This is a genomic window from Roseiflexus sp. RS-1, assembly GCF_000016665.1.
Taxonomy (GTDB): domain Bacteria; phylum Chloroflexota; class Chloroflexia; order Chloroflexales; family Roseiflexaceae; genus Roseiflexus.
In genome coordinates, this window is sequence record NC_009523.1 from 2,737,751 (window position 1) to 2,756,530 (window position 18,780).

Annotated in this window: 14 protein-coding genes and 1 pseudogene; 7 read left to right on the forward strand and 8 right to left on the reverse strand. The window is 59.4% G+C overall.

What is annotated here, in order from left to right:
* Positions 1-117: 117 nt before the first annotated feature.
* The 7 genes and pseudogenes from ROSERS_RS11460 (at position 118) to ROSERS_RS24160 (ending at position 8,023) form a co-directional block, all read left to right on the forward strand.
* The gene (locus ROSERS_RS11460) at positions 118-855 is read left to right on the forward strand and encodes a Uma2 family endonuclease (RefSeq protein ID WP_011956949.1); all 738 of its coding nucleotides are present in this window, start codon (positions 118-120) and stop codon (positions 853-855) included.
* Positions 842-2,821: an ATP-dependent helicase gene (locus ROSERS_RS11465; RefSeq protein WP_011956950.1), complete on the forward strand. Its 1,980-nt coding sequence runs from the start codon at positions 842-844 to the stop codon at positions 2,819-2,821. The genes ROSERS_RS11460 and ROSERS_RS11465 overlap by 14 nt, the downstream gene beginning before the upstream one ends.
* A gap of 45 nt (positions 2,822-2,866) precedes the next feature.
* On the forward strand, positions 2,867-3,688 hold the full coding sequence (locus tag ROSERS_RS11470) for an alpha/beta fold hydrolase (RefSeq protein ID WP_011956951.1): 822 nt from the start codon (positions 2,867-2,869) through the stop codon (positions 3,686-3,688).
* Between the two features lie 59 nt (positions 3,689-3,747).
* Positions 3,748-4,185 (forward strand): hypothetical protein, encoded by a 438-nt coding sequence (locus ROSERS_RS11475; protein WP_011956952.1) that lies wholly within the window; start codon positions 3,748-3,750, stop codon positions 4,183-4,185.
* A gap of 157 nt (positions 4,186-4,342) precedes the next feature.
* Positions 4,343-5,830, forward strand: a complete 1,488-nt coding sequence (locus ROSERS_RS11480) for an Eco57I restriction-modification methylase domain-containing protein (protein WP_011956953.1) — start codon at positions 4,343-4,345, stop codon at positions 5,828-5,830.
* Between the two features lie 20 nt (positions 5,831-5,850).
* Positions 5,851-6,150 (forward strand): annotated as a pseudogene (locus tag ROSERS_RS27410) (BsuBI/PstI family type II restriction endonuclease).
* Between the two features lie 370 nt (positions 6,151-6,520).
* Positions 6,521-8,023 carry a serine/threonine-protein kinase gene (locus ROSERS_RS24160; RefSeq protein ID WP_011956954.1) on the forward strand — a complete coding sequence of 501 codons (1,503 nt, stop codon included), beginning with the start codon at positions 6,521-6,523 and terminating at the stop codon, positions 8,021-8,023.
* A gap of 196 nt (positions 8,024-8,219) precedes the next feature.
* Here the strand turns inward: ROSERS_RS24160 and ROSERS_RS11495 are convergent, their stop codons facing one another.
* The 8 genes from ROSERS_RS11495 to nuoG form a co-directional block, all read right to left on the reverse strand.
* Positions 8,220-9,716 (reverse strand): NADH-quinone oxidoreductase subunit N, encoded by a 1,497-nt coding sequence (locus ROSERS_RS11495; protein ID WP_011956955.1) that lies wholly within the window; start codon positions 9,714-9,716, stop codon positions 8,220-8,222.
* Positions 9,717-9,772: 56 nt separating this feature from the next.
* The gene (locus tag ROSERS_RS11500; RefSeq protein ID WP_011956956.1) at positions 9,773-11,296 is read right to left on the reverse strand and encodes a complex I subunit 4 family protein; all 1,524 of its coding nucleotides are present in this window, start codon (positions 11,294-11,296) and stop codon (positions 9,773-9,775) included.
* Positions 11,297-11,301: 5 nt separating this feature from the next.
* Entirely contained in the window at positions 11,302-13,266 is a 1,965-nt protein-coding gene (nuoL, locus tag ROSERS_RS11505) for an NADH-quinone oxidoreductase subunit L (protein ID WP_011956957.1), read from the reverse strand.
* A gap of 71 nt (positions 13,267-13,337) precedes the next feature.
* Entirely contained in the window at positions 13,338-13,640 is a 303-nt protein-coding gene (nuoK, locus tag ROSERS_RS11510; RefSeq protein WP_011956958.1) for an NADH-quinone oxidoreductase subunit NuoK, read from the reverse strand.
* Positions 13,641-13,735: 95 nt separating this feature from the next.
* Positions 13,736-14,245 carry an NADH-quinone oxidoreductase subunit J family protein gene (locus tag ROSERS_RS11515; RefSeq protein WP_011956959.1) on the reverse strand — a complete coding sequence of 170 codons (510 nt, stop codon included), beginning with the start codon at positions 14,243-14,245 and terminating at the stop codon, positions 13,736-13,738.
* A 13-nt stretch (positions 14,246-14,258) separates the two neighbouring features.
* The gene (gene nuoI / locus ROSERS_RS11520; protein WP_011956960.1) at positions 14,259-14,756 is read right to left on the reverse strand and encodes an NADH-quinone oxidoreductase subunit NuoI; all 498 of its coding nucleotides are present in this window, start codon (positions 14,754-14,756) and stop codon (positions 14,259-14,261) included.
* Positions 14,757-14,829: 73 nt separating this feature from the next.
* On the reverse strand, positions 14,830-16,005 hold the full coding sequence (nuoH, locus tag ROSERS_RS11525) for an NADH-quinone oxidoreductase subunit NuoH (protein ID WP_011956961.1): 1,176 nt from the start codon (positions 16,003-16,005) through the stop codon (positions 14,830-14,832).
* On the reverse strand, positions 16,002-18,758 hold the full coding sequence (gene nuoG, locus ROSERS_RS11530) for an NADH-quinone oxidoreductase subunit NuoG (RefSeq protein ID WP_011956962.1): 2,757 nt from the start codon (positions 18,756-18,758) through the stop codon (positions 16,002-16,004). Before nuoG ends, nuoH begins: the two co-directional genes overlap by 4 nt.
* Positions 18,759-18,780: the final 22 nt, after the last annotated feature.

Consider the following 18,780-nt stretch of genomic DNA (forward strand, 5'->3'; position numbering starts at 1 on the left):
CTTATTCCTTATCCGGATCTACGCGCTATGCTGCGGCAACGTTGCAGAAGTTATAGTACACCAGTTTCAGGGAATGTGGTAGCATGCCATGCAGGTCTGGAACATGGGGAGGCTGCGATGAGCGTAGCGGAGGCGACAACGACGGGCGCCATCGTGTATCCCGAAAGCGATGGGCAGCCGATGGCGGAGAATACGCTTCAGTTTCGCTGGATTGTGACGCTGCAGGGGAACCTGGCGGCGCTGTTCGCCGAGCGGGCGGACGTGTTCGTGGCGGGGGACCTGCTGTGGTACCCGGTCGAGGGGCGCCCCGACATCCGGCGGGCGCCGGACGTGCTGGTGGCGATCGGGCGACCGAAGGGGGATCGCGGGGCGTATTTGCAGTGGGAGGAAGGGGGGCAGGCGCCGCAAGTGGTGTTCGAGGTGCTGTCGCCGGGGAACACGCTGAGCGAGATGGCGCGCAAGTTCGAGTTCTACGACCAGTACGGGGTGGAGGAATACTATTTGATCGACCCGGAGCGGGGGGATGCGAGCGGTTGGGTGCGACGGGCGGGGCGGCTGGCGGTGATCGCGGATATGAACGGGTGGGTGAGTCCGGCGTTAGGGGTGCGGTTTACGGTGGAGAGTGGGGAGGTGCGGTTGTTCTACCCGGACGGACGCCCGTTTCTGACGTTCGAGGAGTTGGCGCGGGCGAAGGCGGAGGCGGAGGCGCGGGCGGAGGCGGAAGCGCGGGCGCGCGCAGAGGCGGAAGCGCGGGCGCGCGCAGAGGCGGAAGCGCGGGCGGAGGCGGAAGCGCGGGCGGCGCGTCTAGCGGAGCGCCTGCGGGCGCTGGGGATTGAGCCGGATGATCGTGTGTGATATGCGTCTCTTCGCTTCACTGAATCCCGAACAACGCACTGCGGTTGCCGCTCCGCCGGGTCCCATTCTGGTGCGTGCTGGCGCTGGCAGCGGCAAGACCCGCGTTCTCACTCTTCGGATTGCATATCTGATCGTGGAACACGGTGTGTCGCCATCGAATATTCTGGCGCTGACGTTCACCAACAAAGCAGCGCGTGAAATGCGCCAGCGCCTGCGTGATATGCCCGGCGTCTCGATCCGTGGTCTGACTGCTGGCACCTTCCACTCAGTATGCGCTTCGGTGCTGCGCGAACATATCGCCGGGCGAATCGGCAGTTATACCGCCGATTTCACGATCTACGCAGAAGATGAGCAGGTGCACCTGGCGTCTGCGGCGCTTGACGCAGCACGGGAGCGTCCGCCTGCACTTCTTGAACCAGAGGAGTTGCTGCGTCATATCTCGCGCGCCAAGAGCCGTTTGCTCACGCCGCGCCTGGCAGCGCGTTTCGCGCGTGATGACCTGGCGCGCTTCGTTGCCGGGTGTTATCAACGCTACCAGCGCAGCCTTGAGCGCGCCAATGCGCTCGATTTTGACGATCTCATCCTGTTGACCCATCGACTCTTCAGTGAACATCCCGATGTGCTGGACGCCTGTCAATCGCGCTGGCGACACGTGTTGATCGATGAGTATCAGGATACCGACCCGGCGCAGCATGCATTGGTGGAGTTGCTGACACGTCCATCACCGGCGAACGGCGGTGTTCGATCATTGTTCGCCGTTGGTGATGGCATGCAGGCGATCTATGGCTTCCGCAATGCCGATCACACAATCATTTCGCGCTTCGAACGAGATTTCCCCGATGCACGGGTAATCGAACTGGCAACCAACTATCGCAGCCGTCAACCGATACTTGATGCTGCTTATGCGGTCATTCGTCACAGTCGAACCGTTCAGCCAATGGCGCTGCGTGCAACGAAGCCGGAAACTCCCCGTGGCGTCGGGTATACGTCGCCGCTCCAGATTGTCGATGCAAAAGATGCGCGCGATGAAGCCGAACGGGTGGCGCGCAGCATTGCCGATCTCCTGCGGCAGGGTCGTCGTCCGCAGGAGATTGCAGTGCTCTACCGTTCGCGCCACATGAGCCGCGCTTTTGAGTCGGCGTTGCGCCATGCGCGTATTCCATATGCGCTGCGCGGCGCGACTGGATTCTTTGATCGTGCTGTGGTGCGTGATGCGCTGGCATACCTGCGTGTCATCAATAACCCCGCCGATACCCTGAGTCTCAACCGGATTGCCAATGTGCCGCCGCGTGGGTTGGGTGCGAATTCGCTGGTAACACTCTCCGCCTTTGCCGGGCAGCGCGGTTTGACCCTTGCCGATGCCCTGATTCACCCCGAAGCGCTCGCACTGCTGCCATCGAAAGCCGCAGAAGGGGCGCGTCAACTGGCTGCGCTTCTCACCCGCTGGCGTCGTCTGGCGGAGAGCGCACTGTCGCCCGACCACCTGCTCGCCGATGTGCTGGAACGCACCGGCTACCAGGCATGGCTGGAACAGCGTCTCGAACCGGAGAACGTGCCGGATGCGCGCGCGCATCTCCAGGAGTTGGCGAATGCCGCCGCCGATCATACGGCGCTCAACGCCTTTCTGCAAGAGGTTGCCCTGCTCACCAGCGCCGATGACAACGACGAGGAGCGTGACCGGGTGCAGTTGTCCACCATCCACGCGGCGAAAGGTCTGGAGTGGCCGATTGTGTTCGTTGTGGGGCTGGAGGAAGGCGTGCTGCCGCATGAACACAGTCTGGTCACGCCGGAAGGGGTCGATGAAGAACGTCGGCTCTGCTATGTGGCGCTGACCCGCGCAGGAGAGCAACTCTATCTGTCGTGGGCGGCGAGCCGTGTGCGTGGCAAACTGGCGAAACCGTCGCGGTTTCTCAACGACATCGAGGCGTATGGACGTGAGCGCGCAAGGGTGAAGGTTGAACGTTGAACATGCGTGGCGTCCTGCGTTCTGGAGGTTCAGGAGTTCTCACCAATGCCCAGGCTAAGCGTCAACGGAGCGACGATCCACTACGAGGAACACGGAACCGGTCCTGAAACGATTGTCTTTGCGCACGGTCTCCTGTGGAGCGGTCGGATGTTCGACCGGCAGGTCGATGCACTCAAGGATCGGCGCCGCTGCATCACCTTCGATTTTCGTGGACAGGGGCAGAGCGAAGTGACTGCAACGGGATACGACATGGACACCCTTGCTGCGGATGCTGCTGCGCTCATCGAGTCGCTGCGCTGCGCGCCGTGTCACTTCGTCGGTCTCTCAATGGGGGGCTTTGTCGGCATGCGCCTGGCGATTCACCGCCCAGAACTGATCAGGTCACTCATTCTGATGGAGACCTCGGCTGACCCGGAGCCGCGCGAGAATGTGGGGCGATACCGCATGCTCAATTTCATTGCGCGCTGGCTGGGGTTGCGGCTCGTCGCCGATCAGGTGATGCCGATTATGTTCGGCGTGAAGTTTCTGAACGATCCGACCCGCGCACAGGAGCGGGCAATATGGCGCGAACGGATGATCGCCAACCATCGGATCGGTATTTCCCGCGCCGTTCAGGGAGTCATCGACCGTCAGGGGGTGTATGACCAGATCGACCGGATCACCGCGCCGACGCTCATCATCGTTGGCGATCAGGACGTCGCAACGCCGCCAGACAAATCCAGGCGCATTCATGCGCGCATTCGCAACTCGACGCTGGTTGTCATCCCCGGTGCGGGACACACATCCACCGTCGAAGAGCCTGACGCTGTGAACGCGGCGCTGAGACGGTTTCTTGACGCGCTTGCGGGCGACGACGCGCAATCCTGAGACCGGTATGGTATACTTCTCCTCCGTTACACAGTCAGGTTATTACGAGGATCAATGCTATGCGCAGCATCCGAATCATGGCGATAGTCATTCTCGCGCTCTTTGCCCTTGCCGCCTGTGGCGGGGGCGATGTGACCGTCCCGCCGCCGCCGAATGCGCAACCGTTCGAGAGCAGCGGCAGTCCGAAGGTTGACCAGATCATTGCTTCATGGCGGAGCGTCGCAATCGAAGAAATGAAGAAGGACGCCGTCAAGGAGGAGACGCTGGTCGAGGAGATTTTTATCATCGACAATGGTTCGCTGGCGGACGTGCAGAACCACTACATGGCGCTGACCCAGAATGGTTGGTGGCACGTGCGGCGGATGCCCGGTTTGCAGGGCGATGTGCTGCTCGACGGGTACGAGCACGGCACGACGGCGTTGGTTATCGGCGCTATCGATGCGTCGAAGTTCAACGGCAAGGGAATTGTGGTGTATACCCTGCGGGGAACGAAGTAAGGTTTGATCAATGGCCACAAGACCGTCTGAGCTATTACTCGACTGTTGCGTGGGTTATTCTGTTGGCTATCCATTGTCGCTCGTTCCAGTCTGGCAAGGTATGTCGTCCGTTGCACCCACACGCGCTCGCAGGCGCGTCAGCAACCGGAGCGCACGTATGACCATCATCCGCACGAGCAATAAACCAATCGGGCAAAGAAACCGGGAGTCATTGGGGCAGTTCTTCACACCGTCACACGTCGCGGATCTCATGGCATCATGGGTTGATCCGTTGCCGGAGCGGATCACGTTGCTTGATGCTGGCGCCGGAACCGGCACGTTAATCGCTGCACTTGTTCGTCGTATCTGTCGTATGCCCGGCGTAACGAAACAGCTTCGGGTAACCGCCTTTGAGATCGATCCGTCGCTTGCCCAACCACTGGCGGTCTGTATGGCATCTTGCCAACGGATGTGCGAATCGTCCGGCATCAGTTTCAGCGCCGACATTCGCCAGGTTGACTTCATTGCGACAGCAGCGCCGATCGCACGTGGCGACCTCTTCGCCGAATCGCTCCCGTCGTTCAACGTCGCGCTGGTTAATCCGCCATACCGCAAAATCCGCAGCGACTCCGCTGAACGGCTTCACTTGCGTTCAGCCGGTATCGAAACGAGTAATCTATATGCTGGATTTCTTGCGCTCATTATCCGTTTACTTGCTCCCGGCGGTCAACTTGTCTCAATCACGCCGCGGAGCTTCTGCAATGGCCCCTATTTCCGTCCATTTCGCGACGATCTGCTCGATAGGATGGCAATCCGACGCATCCATGTCTTCGATTCCCGCTCGGCAGTGTTTGAACAGGACGATGTATTGCAAGAGACGATCATCATGGATGCGGTCAAATCTGCCGAACCATGTGCGACCATTCGTATTTCGAGCAGCACTGGGGCGCCTGAGAGTGCAGTACATGAGCGGAAGCTGCCGCATAACGCAATCATTCGGTCAACCGGCGCCGATCGATTCATCCACATTCCTGCCGACGATGCCGACCTCCTGGCTCGGGAATGGATGGGACGTCTGCCAGCAACGCTGCACGATCTTGGATTGGTTGTGTCAACCGGACGAGTCGTTGACTTTCGAGCGCGTCCGTTCTTGCGTGATGAACCAACGAACGGAACTGTCCCGCTGATTTATCCGCATCACATCCGAAGGGCAATGATTGATTGGCCGAGAGATGGTATGCGGAAACCGCAAGCAATTGTGCGTTGCAGGGAAACTGCCGACCTTCTTATTCCCTCTGGCGTGTATGTGCTGGTAAAGCGATTTACCGCGAAAGAAGAACGGCGCCGGCTCGTGGCAGCCCTCTATGATCCAACACGGATACCATACCAGGAGATAGGATTTGAAAATCATCTGAATTACATCCATGCGCATGGTCGCGGTCTGCCGCCTGCCCTTGCACGCGGACTGACGCTCTTTTTCAATTCAACATGGGCCGATCATTGCTTTCGCGCGTTTAGTGGGCATACCCAGGTCAACGCTGCTGATCTGCGTGCGTTTCGTTATCCAGACCGTGAAGCCCTCGAACGTATTGGTCGTGCTGCGTCTATGGGTGAACTCTCTCAGGTTGAGATTGATGCAATTGTGATGGAAATAGCGAATGAGTGACCATTGAACCTGATCAGAAAATGCCCGATGTCTTAGTGTACGACCCGGGACGTGATTGGCTATTCGTCATCGAAGCCGTTACCAGCTCTGGATAGATCGATGGTAAACGGCGCAAAGAGTTGAAAGAATTGTTTCAGTGTTACAAAGCGAGTCTCATTTTTGTCACCGCCTTCGAGAATCGTAAAAAAATGCGCCGATTTCTCGATCAGATTTCTTGGGATACTGAGGTCTGGATTGCCAGTGATCCTGATCATCTGATTCACTTTGACGGAGAACGTTTCTTAATGCCCTATCCTGATACAAATCCCGGTAATAGCTGATGTGCTGATGTAGAACCGGTATTCAAAACCGTTTCGCGGTAGCGCAGTCCTGCCTGGTGACTGATGGTTGTTGAGCAATTGCTCTGCTCTGGCTAGCGCTGTGTGGCCGCTTCTCGCGACACTTTAAGGGTGACGGGTGTGTGCTATTTTCGGTAACCCTATTTTGCCAGATTTTACCCTATCCAAAAATGTCTCTTGAATTTGCAACAGTCACAGTCATCGACCTGGACGACCGGTTTGGCAGTATGTTTTGCGCGTATCGATGAAGATGCCCCGAGCAGCCTGATCGATGCACACCGCAGCAACGCTCGACGCCGTTAGCCCGAGGCGCGGGGGGCAGACCCTTCACGATGTTCGGAAGGAGGAACCGATGCTCCCGCCGATGATCGGGCGTTACCAGATCCGTGGCGAACTGGGTCGTGGCGGTATGGCTGTGGTATACCGGGCATACGATCCAGAGGCTGATCGTGAGGTCGCAGTAAAGGCGCTTCCCCGCGAGTTGTTGCACGACCCTGCCTTTCACGCCCGTTTCCGGCGCGAGGTCGAAGCAGTTGCAGCTCTCGAACACCCGGCGATTGTGCCGCTCTACGACGCTGGCGAGCACGAAGGTCAACCGTTCATGGTTATGCGCCTGATGACCGGCGGCTCGCTGGCATCTCGCCTTCAGCGCGGACCTCTGTCTCTCCCTCAGGCAGCACAGATTATCGGTCGGATTGCTCAGGCGCTCGATGCGGCTCACGCTGCCGGGTTGATCCACCGCGACGTGAAACCTGATAACGTGCTCTTTGATCATACCAACCAGCCGTACCTGGCTGATTTCGGGATCGTCAGTCTGGTCGAACCAGCAACCATTCTGACCCGCAGCGGTGTGGTTGGCACGCCCGACTATATGGCGCCTGAATTGACCAGACCCGGCGGTCTCTCACCGCTGGTTGATGTGTATGCAATGGGCGCAATGCTTTTCGAGATGCTCACCGGACGCCCCCCTTACCGCGCCGATACGCCTGTTGGCGTTTTGGTGGCGCATGTAACCGAGCCGATCCCTCGTGTGCGCATGCTGCAACCCGCGCTTCCCGATGCGGTTCAGAAGGTGCTGGATCGGGCGCTGGCGAAGAACCCCCGTGAACGCTACCAGTCGGCGACTGAACTGGCGGCAGACCTGGCAGCCGTGGCGGAGGAACATACCTTGCCGACGACCAGGCTGCATGCGTCAGCGCCTGCGAAAACAATCTTCAAGTCCACAGAACCGGTCGTTGAGCGAAGGTTCCCGAAACCCGAATCGGACGTGCGATGGCTGGTGCGCGCGTTTTTCATCCTTTTCGGTGTGTCACTGCTGTCCGGATGGATTTACGACGCTCTCTTTAGAATGCAGCATTCGCTGATCTATCCGACCCCCACTCTGGCTATTACGTTATACCCAACCTTCACCCCGTTTCTGCCGTTCAGATCACCGCCTGCTGTGGAATATCCGCTTTTGCCTGCACCCACCGATCCGCCTCTAGACGTCCGTTCGGTGATCCGGATCCACCAGATGGCGTCGGTCTCAGTGGCAGAGCCTGGGATGATGTTCAGTTACTATATCGGCGTCTTTGCTGATGACAATGCTGCCCATCCTCTAACAGTGGTTGATAGCATCAGTTCCGATCTGGAGATATTGAAGGTCAGTCCAACGGTGGGCGAGTGCAGTGAAGGTCCTGTCGTGCGCTGCACCGTGATCACCAGTAAAGCCTATCCTGCCGCTATTTTGATCGATGTGCGCGTGCGCGATACGGTCGCTCCCGGCACGATCATCACCAATGTCGTCGAGAGCGGCATCCTGCGTTCTGAGGTCGTAGAAGTTCCTGTAGCAGAGAAGTCGCCCTTCAGCCCGTGAAGCGTTTCGTCGTCAGATGGAACAACGGCGCAACAGAGGCTTGACGTATGGCTGTGGAGGCGAACATCACCACGGATAACTTCACTGCAAAAATGCACTGCCAGGGCGCTCAGACCGCAGCGTTTGCGTGATCATAATCTCTGCGTGCGCTGCGACTCAGCGGTGAGGCGACCTTTGTACAGGAGACTCACGGAAGTTACGGTTGAACGCTTCCCGCAGCAGCAAGCGTCACGCGCTGCACCAGATCAATTGCCGGAGTCGGCAGGAATCCCAGCAGCAGCACGCCTGCGGTTGCCAGAACCAGCCCTGCGCGCAAGGCGTGATCCATCGGCAGGGGAGTGTCGCGCACCGGTTCAGCCATAAACATCTGCGCCACGATGCGGAGATAGTAGAATGCCGCAATGGCGGCAATAATGACGCCAATGACGGTAATCCAGCCAATGCCCGCCAGCCATGCAGCGGTGAACACGTAGAACTTCCCCCAGAATCCGCCTGTCGGCGGAACGCCAGCCAGTGACAGCATACACACCGCCATAGCGACCGCCAGCCAGGGGCGTCGGTTCCACAACCCCGCCAGGTCGCTCATGTCCCACGCGGCTTCACCGCGATGCTCGAGCGCAATCAGAACGCCGAATGCGCCAAGGTTCGTGAAGGTGTATGCCATCAGATACAACAGTACTCCTTCAATGCCGCGCTGCCCCGCAATGCCTCCCGGTGCGCCAGCAGCAATCACGCCGAACAGGATGTATCCGGCGTGCCCAATGCTCGAATACGCCAGCATGCGCTTGACATTGCGCTGTGTCAGCGCTCCGATGTTCCCTACTGCCAGCGTCGCAATCGCCAGCGCCGCCAGCACCGGCGCCCAGATCTGCCATTCGCCCGCCAGCGCCTCGACCAGGAAGCGCAGCAGCGCCGCAAATCCGGCAGCCTTGCTGCCGACCGAAAGCAGCCCGGCAATTGGAGTCGGCGCGCCTTCGTACACATCCGGCGCCCACATATGGAATGGCGCCATTGCAACCTTATACCCAAAACCAACGAGAACGAGCGCCGACCCTGCCAGCATGTAGGTTCGCTCTTCGAGCGTCATTGTCTGGCGTGTGAGCGTTTCGCCAATGACCCGCAGATTCATGCTGCCGGTTGCACCGTACAGCAACGCAATGCCGAAAACGACAAAGCCGCCGGCAAACGCGCCGATCAACAGGTATTTCATGCCTGCTTCTTCCGACGCATTGCGCGGGTATGCGAAACCGGTCAGCACATACAGCACAATCGACAGCATTTCCAGCCCCAGGAACAGGATAATCAGGTCTGTCCCCTGCGCCAGGAGCATCATGCCGCCGGTTGCGAACAGCACCAGAATGTAGTACTCACTCCGTTCGATCCCCTGTCGCGGCAGGTAGTCAAGCGATACCACGATCGTGATTGCCGCAGCGGCCAGAAAGAGCCAGTTCAACGTCAGACTGTACGCATCCAGGCGCAGCATGCCACTGAATGTCTCAGCATTGACGCCCCACAGCGGGATGCCAGCGCCAGCTGCGACGAGTGCCCCGACAATCGCCAGGTATCCAACGATTCGTGTGCGCGAACGCGGTATGAACAGGGCAACGATCAGCAGCACCGATGCCCAACCGAAGACAATGCTGAGTTGCGCTGCCACGCGCCAGTCAATTGGCGGAATGATGATCTCTGTCATTGGTGTGTCGTATTCCACATCAAACGTTCAGCCCTGTGCAGATTCAGGGCTGCCGTTCAACGACTCGCCAGATACTGCAACGTTCCCCCGGCAATCTGTGTCGCCGACTGCTGCATGGGTCCAAACAGCAGATTGGGGTATAACCCAAACAGGACGACTGGCGTCGCCATAATGACCAGCAGCGCCAGTTCACGCGGTCGAACGTCGGGCGCCTGCGCCAGTTCCGGCGGCGCATCGCCCATAAACGCCATCCGGTACATGTGCAGCAGATAAACCGCTGCCAGCACCGCTCCCAGGAGCGCAGGCAGCGCATAACGCCATCCGAGACCGGGAGAACGCCACGCACCTTGCAGCACTGCAAATTCGCTGACAAAGCCGTTCAAGCCGGGAAGGCCGATCGAGCCGAGCACCAGTATCAATGTCAAACTGCCGAGCACCGGCGTTGATTTCCACAACCCGCCATACGACTTCAATTCGCGTGAACCGCGTCGTGCAACGAGCATGCCGACGACCAGGAACAGTGCGCCGGTTGTCAGGGCGCTATTGACCATATGCGCCACCGACCCGGCGATCCCCTGCGGGTTCAGGGCAAACATGCCGAGCACGATCAATCCCAGGTGACTGACCGACGCATATGCCAGCAAACGTTTCATATCGGTCTGCTGGTAGGCAATCCACGCAGCGTACAGAATGCCAATCACCGCCAGCACGCTGATTGCTGGCGCCGCCCAGGCAGCAGTTGCCGGGAAGAGCTGGATAGTGTAGCGGATCAGACCATACGCGCCGATCTTGATCAGCAGCCCGACGATATCGATTGCGCCTGACGAAGGCGCTTCGGCGTGAGCAGTCGTCATCCAGGTGTGGAAGGGCCAGATCGGGGTTTTGACCGCGAAGCCGATGAAGAACAACCCAAACATGAGCCTTTCAGCAGCCGGGTTCAATTGCAACGTACCGAGTTGCAGGCTCGCCAGGATCGTCGCAATATCGAAGGTGTAGACGCCCGTCGCCTGACCGTGCAGCAGATACAGGCCAATAATTCCCAGCAACAGAAAGACCGAACCGGTGAATGTGTAGGCGAAGAACTTGATCGCCGCATACCGACGTTCTACACCGCCCCAGATGCCGATCAGCAGCGCAGTGGGAACCAGCGTGAACTCGAAGAACACGTAGAACAGCAGCATGTCCTGCGCCGTAAAGACGCCGAACAGCCCGCTTGCCAGCAACAGAACCAGCGCATGAAACGCGCGCTCCTGCCGTTCGATTGTTCCCCAACTCGCCGCCAGCGCAACCGGCGTCAGAAACGCAGTCAACACCACCAGCCAGAGACTGATGCCATCGACCGAAACGGTGTAACTGATGCCCCACGATGGGATCCACGCGACGCTTTCGACCAGTTGAAACCCTGCGCGCGCAGGATCAAAGAAGAAGACGACCCCCAGCGCGGCGGCAAGCGCCAGCAGCGCAGCGCTCATCGACACACTGCGTTGCGCCGCGACACGCTCACGCGGCAATGTCAGCACCACCAGCGCGCCCAGCGCTGGCAACCAGATCATGAGGGAAAGAAGCGGTGCAACGTTCATAAGTCCTAACCGCGTAAGGCGAAGAATGCGACAACCAGAATGACGCCGAACAGGAACATGAGCGCATACGTGCGAATATACCCGGTTTGCAATGCGCGCAACCCGTGCGCCAGTCGCGCCAATCCACGCGCCGTGCCATCGACCAGCACCTGATCGATGGCTTCACGATCAACCACGTCGCTGAGAAAGACCGATGCCGCGCGGTAGGGGCGGACAAACACCCGCTGGTAAAGCCAGTCGAGACCCCAACCGATCTCCATGCCGCGCCACAGATCGCCCAGGTAACGAAACATGGGGTCTTCCTTCCCAATCCGGATGCGCGGCTCCAGATCGCGGGCATAGGTTTTCCAGCCCAGATAACCGGCGCCAGCGCTCAGCAGGGTTGTGATCGTGGCAAGAATGCCCATCCCGACCGTGTAGATCACTTCCGGTTCCTGCAGCACCGGACGCAGATAACTGTTCAGCCAGTGCAATCCCGGAAGATTGATCAGACCGCCGACAACGGCGCCGCCAGCCAGCGCCACCATAGTCCAGCGCATTGCGGCGCCGCTCTCGTGCCCGTGGATTGTCGGGTCGCGCGGTCGCCCGAAGAACACCATGCCGATCTGACGCCCCATGTAGAACGCAGTGACTGCTGAGGTCAGGATCAGCATAATGGCTGCCAGCGGACTCCGCGCGTCAAACCAGGCGTGGGCAATGATCTCGTCCTTGCTCCAGAATCCCGCGAGCGGGAAGATGCCGCTCAACGCAAGCGCGCCGATGACATACAGGCGAAAGGTCGTCGGCAGCGCATTGCGCAACCCGCCCATCCGCCGCATATCCTGGTGATCGCCGATGCCGTGGATGACCGAACCGGCGGCCAGGAAGAGGAGCGCCTTGAACAATCCATGGGTCAGCAGATGGTACATACCGGCGACATACGCGCCCATCCCCACAGCAGCAACCATATACCCGAGTTGCGAGACGGTCGAGTACGCCAGCACCCGCTTGATATCAAGTTGCGCCACAGCCGCAGTCGCACCGATGAACGCCGTCATCACGCCGATCACCAGCACCCACGGCGCTGCCGACGCCGGTTGATCGAACAGGGTATGGTTGCGCACAATCAGGTACACGCCAGACGTCACCATTGTCGCCGCGTGGATCAGCGCCGACACCGGCGTTGGACCGGCCATTGCATCGGGCAACCAGGTATAGAGCGGGAATTGCGCCGATTTTCCAGCAACGGCGACCAGCATGAGCAGTGTGATGCCAGTCATCAACGGTAACTGCCCGAATGCGCCAAGATCAACCGTTTCGCCAGCGACAACAATCGCCTGATCGAGGTAGCCGCTGATACTGAGTTGCGGATTGTCGTAGAACGACAGCGTGCCGAAGTTGGTAAAGATTGCGAACAGCGCCGCCAGCATCGCTGCATCGCCGACACGATTGACCACAAAGGCTTTCACGGCGGCCTCGGAGGGATTGATGCCCGGCGGCACGGAGCGACGGTCGAAGTAGTGCCCGATCAGCAGGAACGAGCATAACCCCACCCCTTCCCATCCAAGGAACAGCAGCAGTAGATTATCCGCCATCACCAGCATCAGCATGGCGAAGACGAACAGGTTCATAAAAGCGAAGAAGCGTACCGGACGAACATCGCCGTGCATGTAGCCAATCGAGTAGATATGGATCAACCCGCCGACGCCAGTGATCAACAGCGCCATCACCGCCGTAAGCGGGTCGAACAGCAACCCGAACGCCACGCGAAAATCGGCAATCCCGATCCACTCCCACAACGTCCAGGTCAATCGTTTTGCCCCGGATGGCGCGCCTTCGAGCACGACCATCGCTGCAATCGTTGCTGCGAACGACAACCCGACCATCACCGAGGCGAGGATGCCAGCTGCGCGCTCACGGCGCACAACCAGCGCATTGAGCAGAAAGCCGATCAAAGGAAAAGCAGGTATCAGCCAGATGATCCAGTTCATCGTGGAACGTGTCCTGTCAGATGAGAGGCAAACAGTGGAACAGAAGCATTGTGCGCTCGCTTCGCCAGCATTCAGCCTTTCAATGAATGAATCTCATCCACATCGGTCGTTTGTTTGGTTCGGAAGATCGCCACCAGCAGCGCCAGACCGACGGCGACTTCAGCAGCGGCGACGACGATGACGAAGAAGACGACGATCTGCCCGGCGATATCTTGCCGCGCCATTGCGAATGTCACCAGCGCCAGGTTTGCCGAGTTCAGCATCAACTCGACCGACATGAACAGAACCAGCGCATTGCGCCGTATCAGAACACCCGCAACACCCAGGGTGAACAGCAATGCGCTGAGCAAAATGTAGTAACTCGTTGGCACCATAGTTCTGGTTCTCGGTTCTCGGTTCTCAGTTCTCAGTTCTCGGTTCTCAGTTCTCGGTTCTCGGTTCTTAGTTCCTGGTTCTCAGTTCTCGGTTCTCAGTTCCTGGTTCTCGCCCCCCCCGCCATATGCAGCACAACAACGCCGACGATCGCTGCAAGCAGCAAGAATGCCGTAATCTCGAAGGGGAGCAGGTAGGTCGTGAACAGCGCTTCGGCGATACGTTCCGGCGCTGCAAAGTGCTGGTCGGCGACTGTAGCCCCGGCGGATGGATTGCGCAGCGCAAGATATCCGAGCAGACCCAACAGGATCGCTGCCAGGCTCACTCCCAGCGGGCGCTGCCAGGCGAACCGTTCGCGCGTGTCTTCAGCCCGTTCTGCACCGAGCAGCATCACCACAAAGAGAAAGAGGACGATGATTGCGCCAGCATAAACGATCAACTGAATAACGAACAGGAATGGGGCATACAGCAACACATAGAGCACCGAAATCGCAACAAAGTTGATCAGCAGAAAGATCGCGCTGTGGATCGCATTCGGGCTGAGCAGCATCGCCACTGCCCCTGCGATTGCCACCACCGCCGTGATCAGGAAAATAACAAGTTCCATTGCGGCCTCGTCGCTACAGGTCGATCTGCGCTGGCGGACTGGGGCGGCGATTCAGTTGTTCCAGGATAGGCGGAACCTCACCGTGCCCCTTGTCGGGCGGGACCAGGAGATCATCCTTGGTCAGAATCGAACTCCGTCGGTCGTAGAACGAAAGTTCATACTGATGCTCAAGAACAATCGCATTGGTTGGACAGGCGTCTTCGCAGTAGCCGCAGAAAATGCAGCGCAGCATGTTGATCTCGTAGCGCTCCGCATACCGTTCACCCGGCGAATGCGGCGCAGCCGGATCATTCTCCGCTGGTACAACCAGAATAGCATCAGCCGGACATGCTGCCGCACACAGTGAGCAACCGATGCAGCGCTCCATGCCATTGGCGAATCGCTTCAGTTGATGCCGACCGCGGAACCGTTCGCGTACCGGTCGTTTAACTTCCGGGTACTCGACGGTGACCGGCTTGCGAAACAGATATTTGAGCGTTGTTCCCAGACCTTTGAAAAGTGCGCCGATCATACACGTCTCTCACTTTGTTATATGCGACTGCATTTCAGGGGCTGCGTGTCGGGCGAAGAGCGCAACCGGTTGGTTATGACGCTCCAATCTCCACCAGTGTGACCGTTCGTTTCTCCTTGCCCGGTCTCCCGATGATTGCGGCGACTGCCAGGACAATAATGCCGGCAACCAGACCGATCAGCGCTGCGATGGTCGGGCTATTGGGGAGTAGCACATTCACCACTGCCGTTATGGCCACGTTGATCAGCGCGAGCGGCAGCAGCACCTTCCAGCCCAGGTTCATCAACTGGTCGTAGCGCACCCGCGGCAGGGTGGCGCGGATCCAGACCGAAACGAAAGAGAGGAGCAACACTTTGAGCAGGAAGGCGCCGAGCGATGTCAGCCCCAGCACCGCGTTGCCGATCATAGCGCCATACTGCTGCGTTGTAAACTGCGTCAGCGCCTGCAGCCCAGGAAACTGCCAGCCTCCCAGAAAGAGCGTGACTGCGATGGCATTCATCGCCACCAGTTTGACATATTCTGACATGAAGAACAGCGCGAACTTCATCGAACTGTACTCGGTGTTGTACCCGCCCACGAGTTCCTGCTCGGCTTCGACCAGGTCGAACGGCGCGCGCACCACCTCTGCCGTAGCGGCGATGATGAACACGACGAAACCGAGGAACTGCGGAACGATGTTCCACATCTGCATTTGCCGTTCGACGATCTCCGCCGTGCTGAAGCTTTGCGTCTGCATCACCGCGCCGAGAACGGTCAGACCGAGCGCGAGTTCGTAGGAAATGACCTGTGCCGAAGCGCGGATGCCGCCGAGCATCGAGTATTTGTTGTTCGATGCCCATCCTGCAATTGCGATGCCGTACACGCCGACCGAGGTGACTGCCAGGAGGTAGAGCACACCGACGTTGATTTCCGCGAGTTGCAGCCAGTTGCCGCCCTGACCATCGGGCCACATCCCGACCGGAATAGTCGCCCAGATGATAATGGCAGGAATGAGCGCAAACGCGGGAGAAACCAGGTAGACCCAGCGATCTGCCAGCAATGGCGTAACATCTTCCTTGAAAAAGAGCTTCACTGCGTCGGCGATCGGTTGCAGGAAGCCGCCCGGTCCGGCGCGATTCGGTCCGACGCGGTTTTGCAGGCGCGCGAGGGTTCGCCGCTCAAAAAGCGTGAAGTAGGCGAAGATCGTCGTTGCTGCCAGTGACAGCACAATGCACTTGATGATCAGAATGCCGAGATCGATCCAGGTCATCGCATTTCCACCGGTTCACTGATATGCAGCGTGATAGCGACGCGCGTCAACGGACCGGTTTGCACGGCGCTAAGTGGTGCGCCGTTGACGTCCGGCATCAGCGCCAGTCCGCGCGGCAGGTGACGGTCGATCTGTACCGGCAGCACCGCCTGCCCGGCATCGGAGGCGATCCGCACCGGCGCGCCGGGCGTCACCTCCAGCGCAGCAGCATCTGCCGCGCTCAGAATGAGATGCGGCGTGACCATCCGCGGCAGCAGTTTCGAGTCGCGCGCCCACGCCCGACCATCATAGGCGCGCGGCGCCGCCAGCAGGATGTATGGATGGGCATCATCCGCCGGCATCGGCGATGGCACACGCGCCTGGAGCGTAAACACGGCTTTTGGATTGTCGGCTTCAGCCGCGATCTGCACCCCGACCCCTTCCGTGTTTTCGTAGGAGGTGCCATCGTAGAAGATCGCCTCGTTTGGTTGACGCCCCCACTGCGGCTTGCGCGTCAATCCCAGGCTTTCATAGGTTGTATCGGCGTACCCGCGTACCGTTGCCGCAATTTCGTCCGCCACGTCGCTGGCAACCACGTAGTCCCATGCGCCGGTTCCGGTTTGTGCAGATGGGCGCTGTACAGTCCGCCCATCGGTCGAGTCGGTGGGTGTGATCGCTTTGCCATTGCCGGACAGCAGGGCGCGCGCGATGCGCTGAGCGACATCCCAACCAGCCGGCGTGTTGTATTCAGGAATACGCGCCTGGCGGAAACGTTGCACCCGTCGTTCGGCGTTGGTGAATGTTCCCTCGCGACCGGCGATTGAGGCGGTTGGCAGAACGACATCGGCATATTGCGCCGTTTCGGTGAGAAAAATATCCTGCACGACCAGAAACTCGAGCGCATCGAGCGCCGCTGCAACCGCCGGATTGTCGCGCGCCGGATCCATGCCAGCGATGAACATTCCGCGCAGACGACCTTCGCGCGCTGCCGTCCACATCTCGCGCGCGTTCAAGCCGCGCTTCTTTCCGGCTCCTGGACGCACGCCCATATCGAGCGCACCGCGCGCATTCGCGCCGGGAATGAGCGGAATGAAGCCACTGTTCGGCTTACCGATGTGACCGGTTAGCAGCGCCAGGTCGGCAAGTGCATTGAGCAGATCGGCGCCGATGGTCAGCGCTACCCGTCCATACAGAATGATGCCATGTTCCGCCTGGGCGAAAGCGCGCGCCGCAGCGCGAACCGTATCTTCCGCAACCCCTGCGGCATCGCAGAGTGACGCAACACTGTGTTCGCGCAGACGCGCCTTCAGATCGTCAAAACCCTGAACTCGTCGCGTCACAACCTCGTCAGCGACCAATCCTTCGTCGATCACTGCCTTGATCAGCGCCAGTGCGACGAACGCCTCAGCGCCGACGCGCGGACGGATGATGCGCGCCGGGGTGCGATCCAGTTTCGTGGGATACGGATTGATCACCGTCAGGTCGCCGCCGCGCGCCACAATTCCGCGCAGACGCAGCACATAGAGCGGCGCTTCTTCCTCCGGGTCGGCGCCGACCACCAGCACTGCTGTCCCTGTTCCCAGGCTCGCCAGATTTGTCCCTTTGCCAACGCCGAGCGCCGATCCGAGATCGATGATATCCGGTTCTCCCGGAGCGCCGGTGCAGCAATCGATGTTTGGCGAACCCAGCACCTGGCGGAACAACTTCTGGAACAGGTACAGGTCTTCGTTCGGCAGGTCAGGACTCGCCAGACCGCCCAACGCCGCCGCACCTGCGTGGGTGCGAATGGTGCGCAACTTTTCGGCGACCAGAGCGATCGCTTCGTCCCACGTCGCCGGGGTTAATGTATCACCCTTGCGGATCAGCGGATGCCGCAGACGCTCCGGACTTTCGATGAAGCGCATGCCGAAGCGTCCCTTGTCGCAGATCCAGATTTCATTGACATACTCATTCTCGCGCGGCATCACCCGCATCAACCGGTCATAGCGCATATCGAGCGAGATATTGCACCCGACTGGACAGTGCGGGCAGATGCTGGGGGTTGGGCGTAGTTCCCACACGCGCGCCTTGAAGCGGAAATCGGCGGTGGTCAACGCGCCGACCGGACAGATATCGGTGGTATTGCCGGAAAACTTCGAGTCGAACGGCGGATCTGATTTCGAGATAATTTCCCAGGCGCGACCACGGTTATCGAAACCGAGCACCGGATCGCCGGCGATATCGTCCTGAAAGCGCACACACCGCGAGCAGAGAATGCAGCGCTCCCGATCAAGATAGATCAGATCGCCCAAAGGGATGGGTTTCTCAAAATGGATCTTGTCGGCATAGTCGAAGCGCGATGTGCTGGGACCGAACTGCATTGTCAGGTTTTGTAGCGGGCACTCGCCTCCCTTATCGCACACCGGGCAGTCGAGCGGGTGCGACGTCAGCAAGAACTCCAGTTGCCCCTTCTGCGCAAACCGTACCTGCGGCGTTGTCGTGCGCACCTCCATGCCCTCACTGACCGGCGTTACGCATCCGGGTTGCAGTTTCCCCATCATCAATGCCATGACCGGCTTCCCATCCTCACCGATCACCACCTGGCGGGTCGCCGGATCGATCTTTGGCGTCCATACTTCGACCAGACACATCCGACACATGCCGACCGGCTTGAGTTTGGGATGGTAGCAGAACACCGGTATTGCGATGCCAGCCATACGGGCTGCATCGACGAGATTGGTTCCGGCTGGCACGGTCACCGTCTGTCCATCGATGACCAGGGTTACATCGGGCATATGCACACCTCTAGCGCCGCGT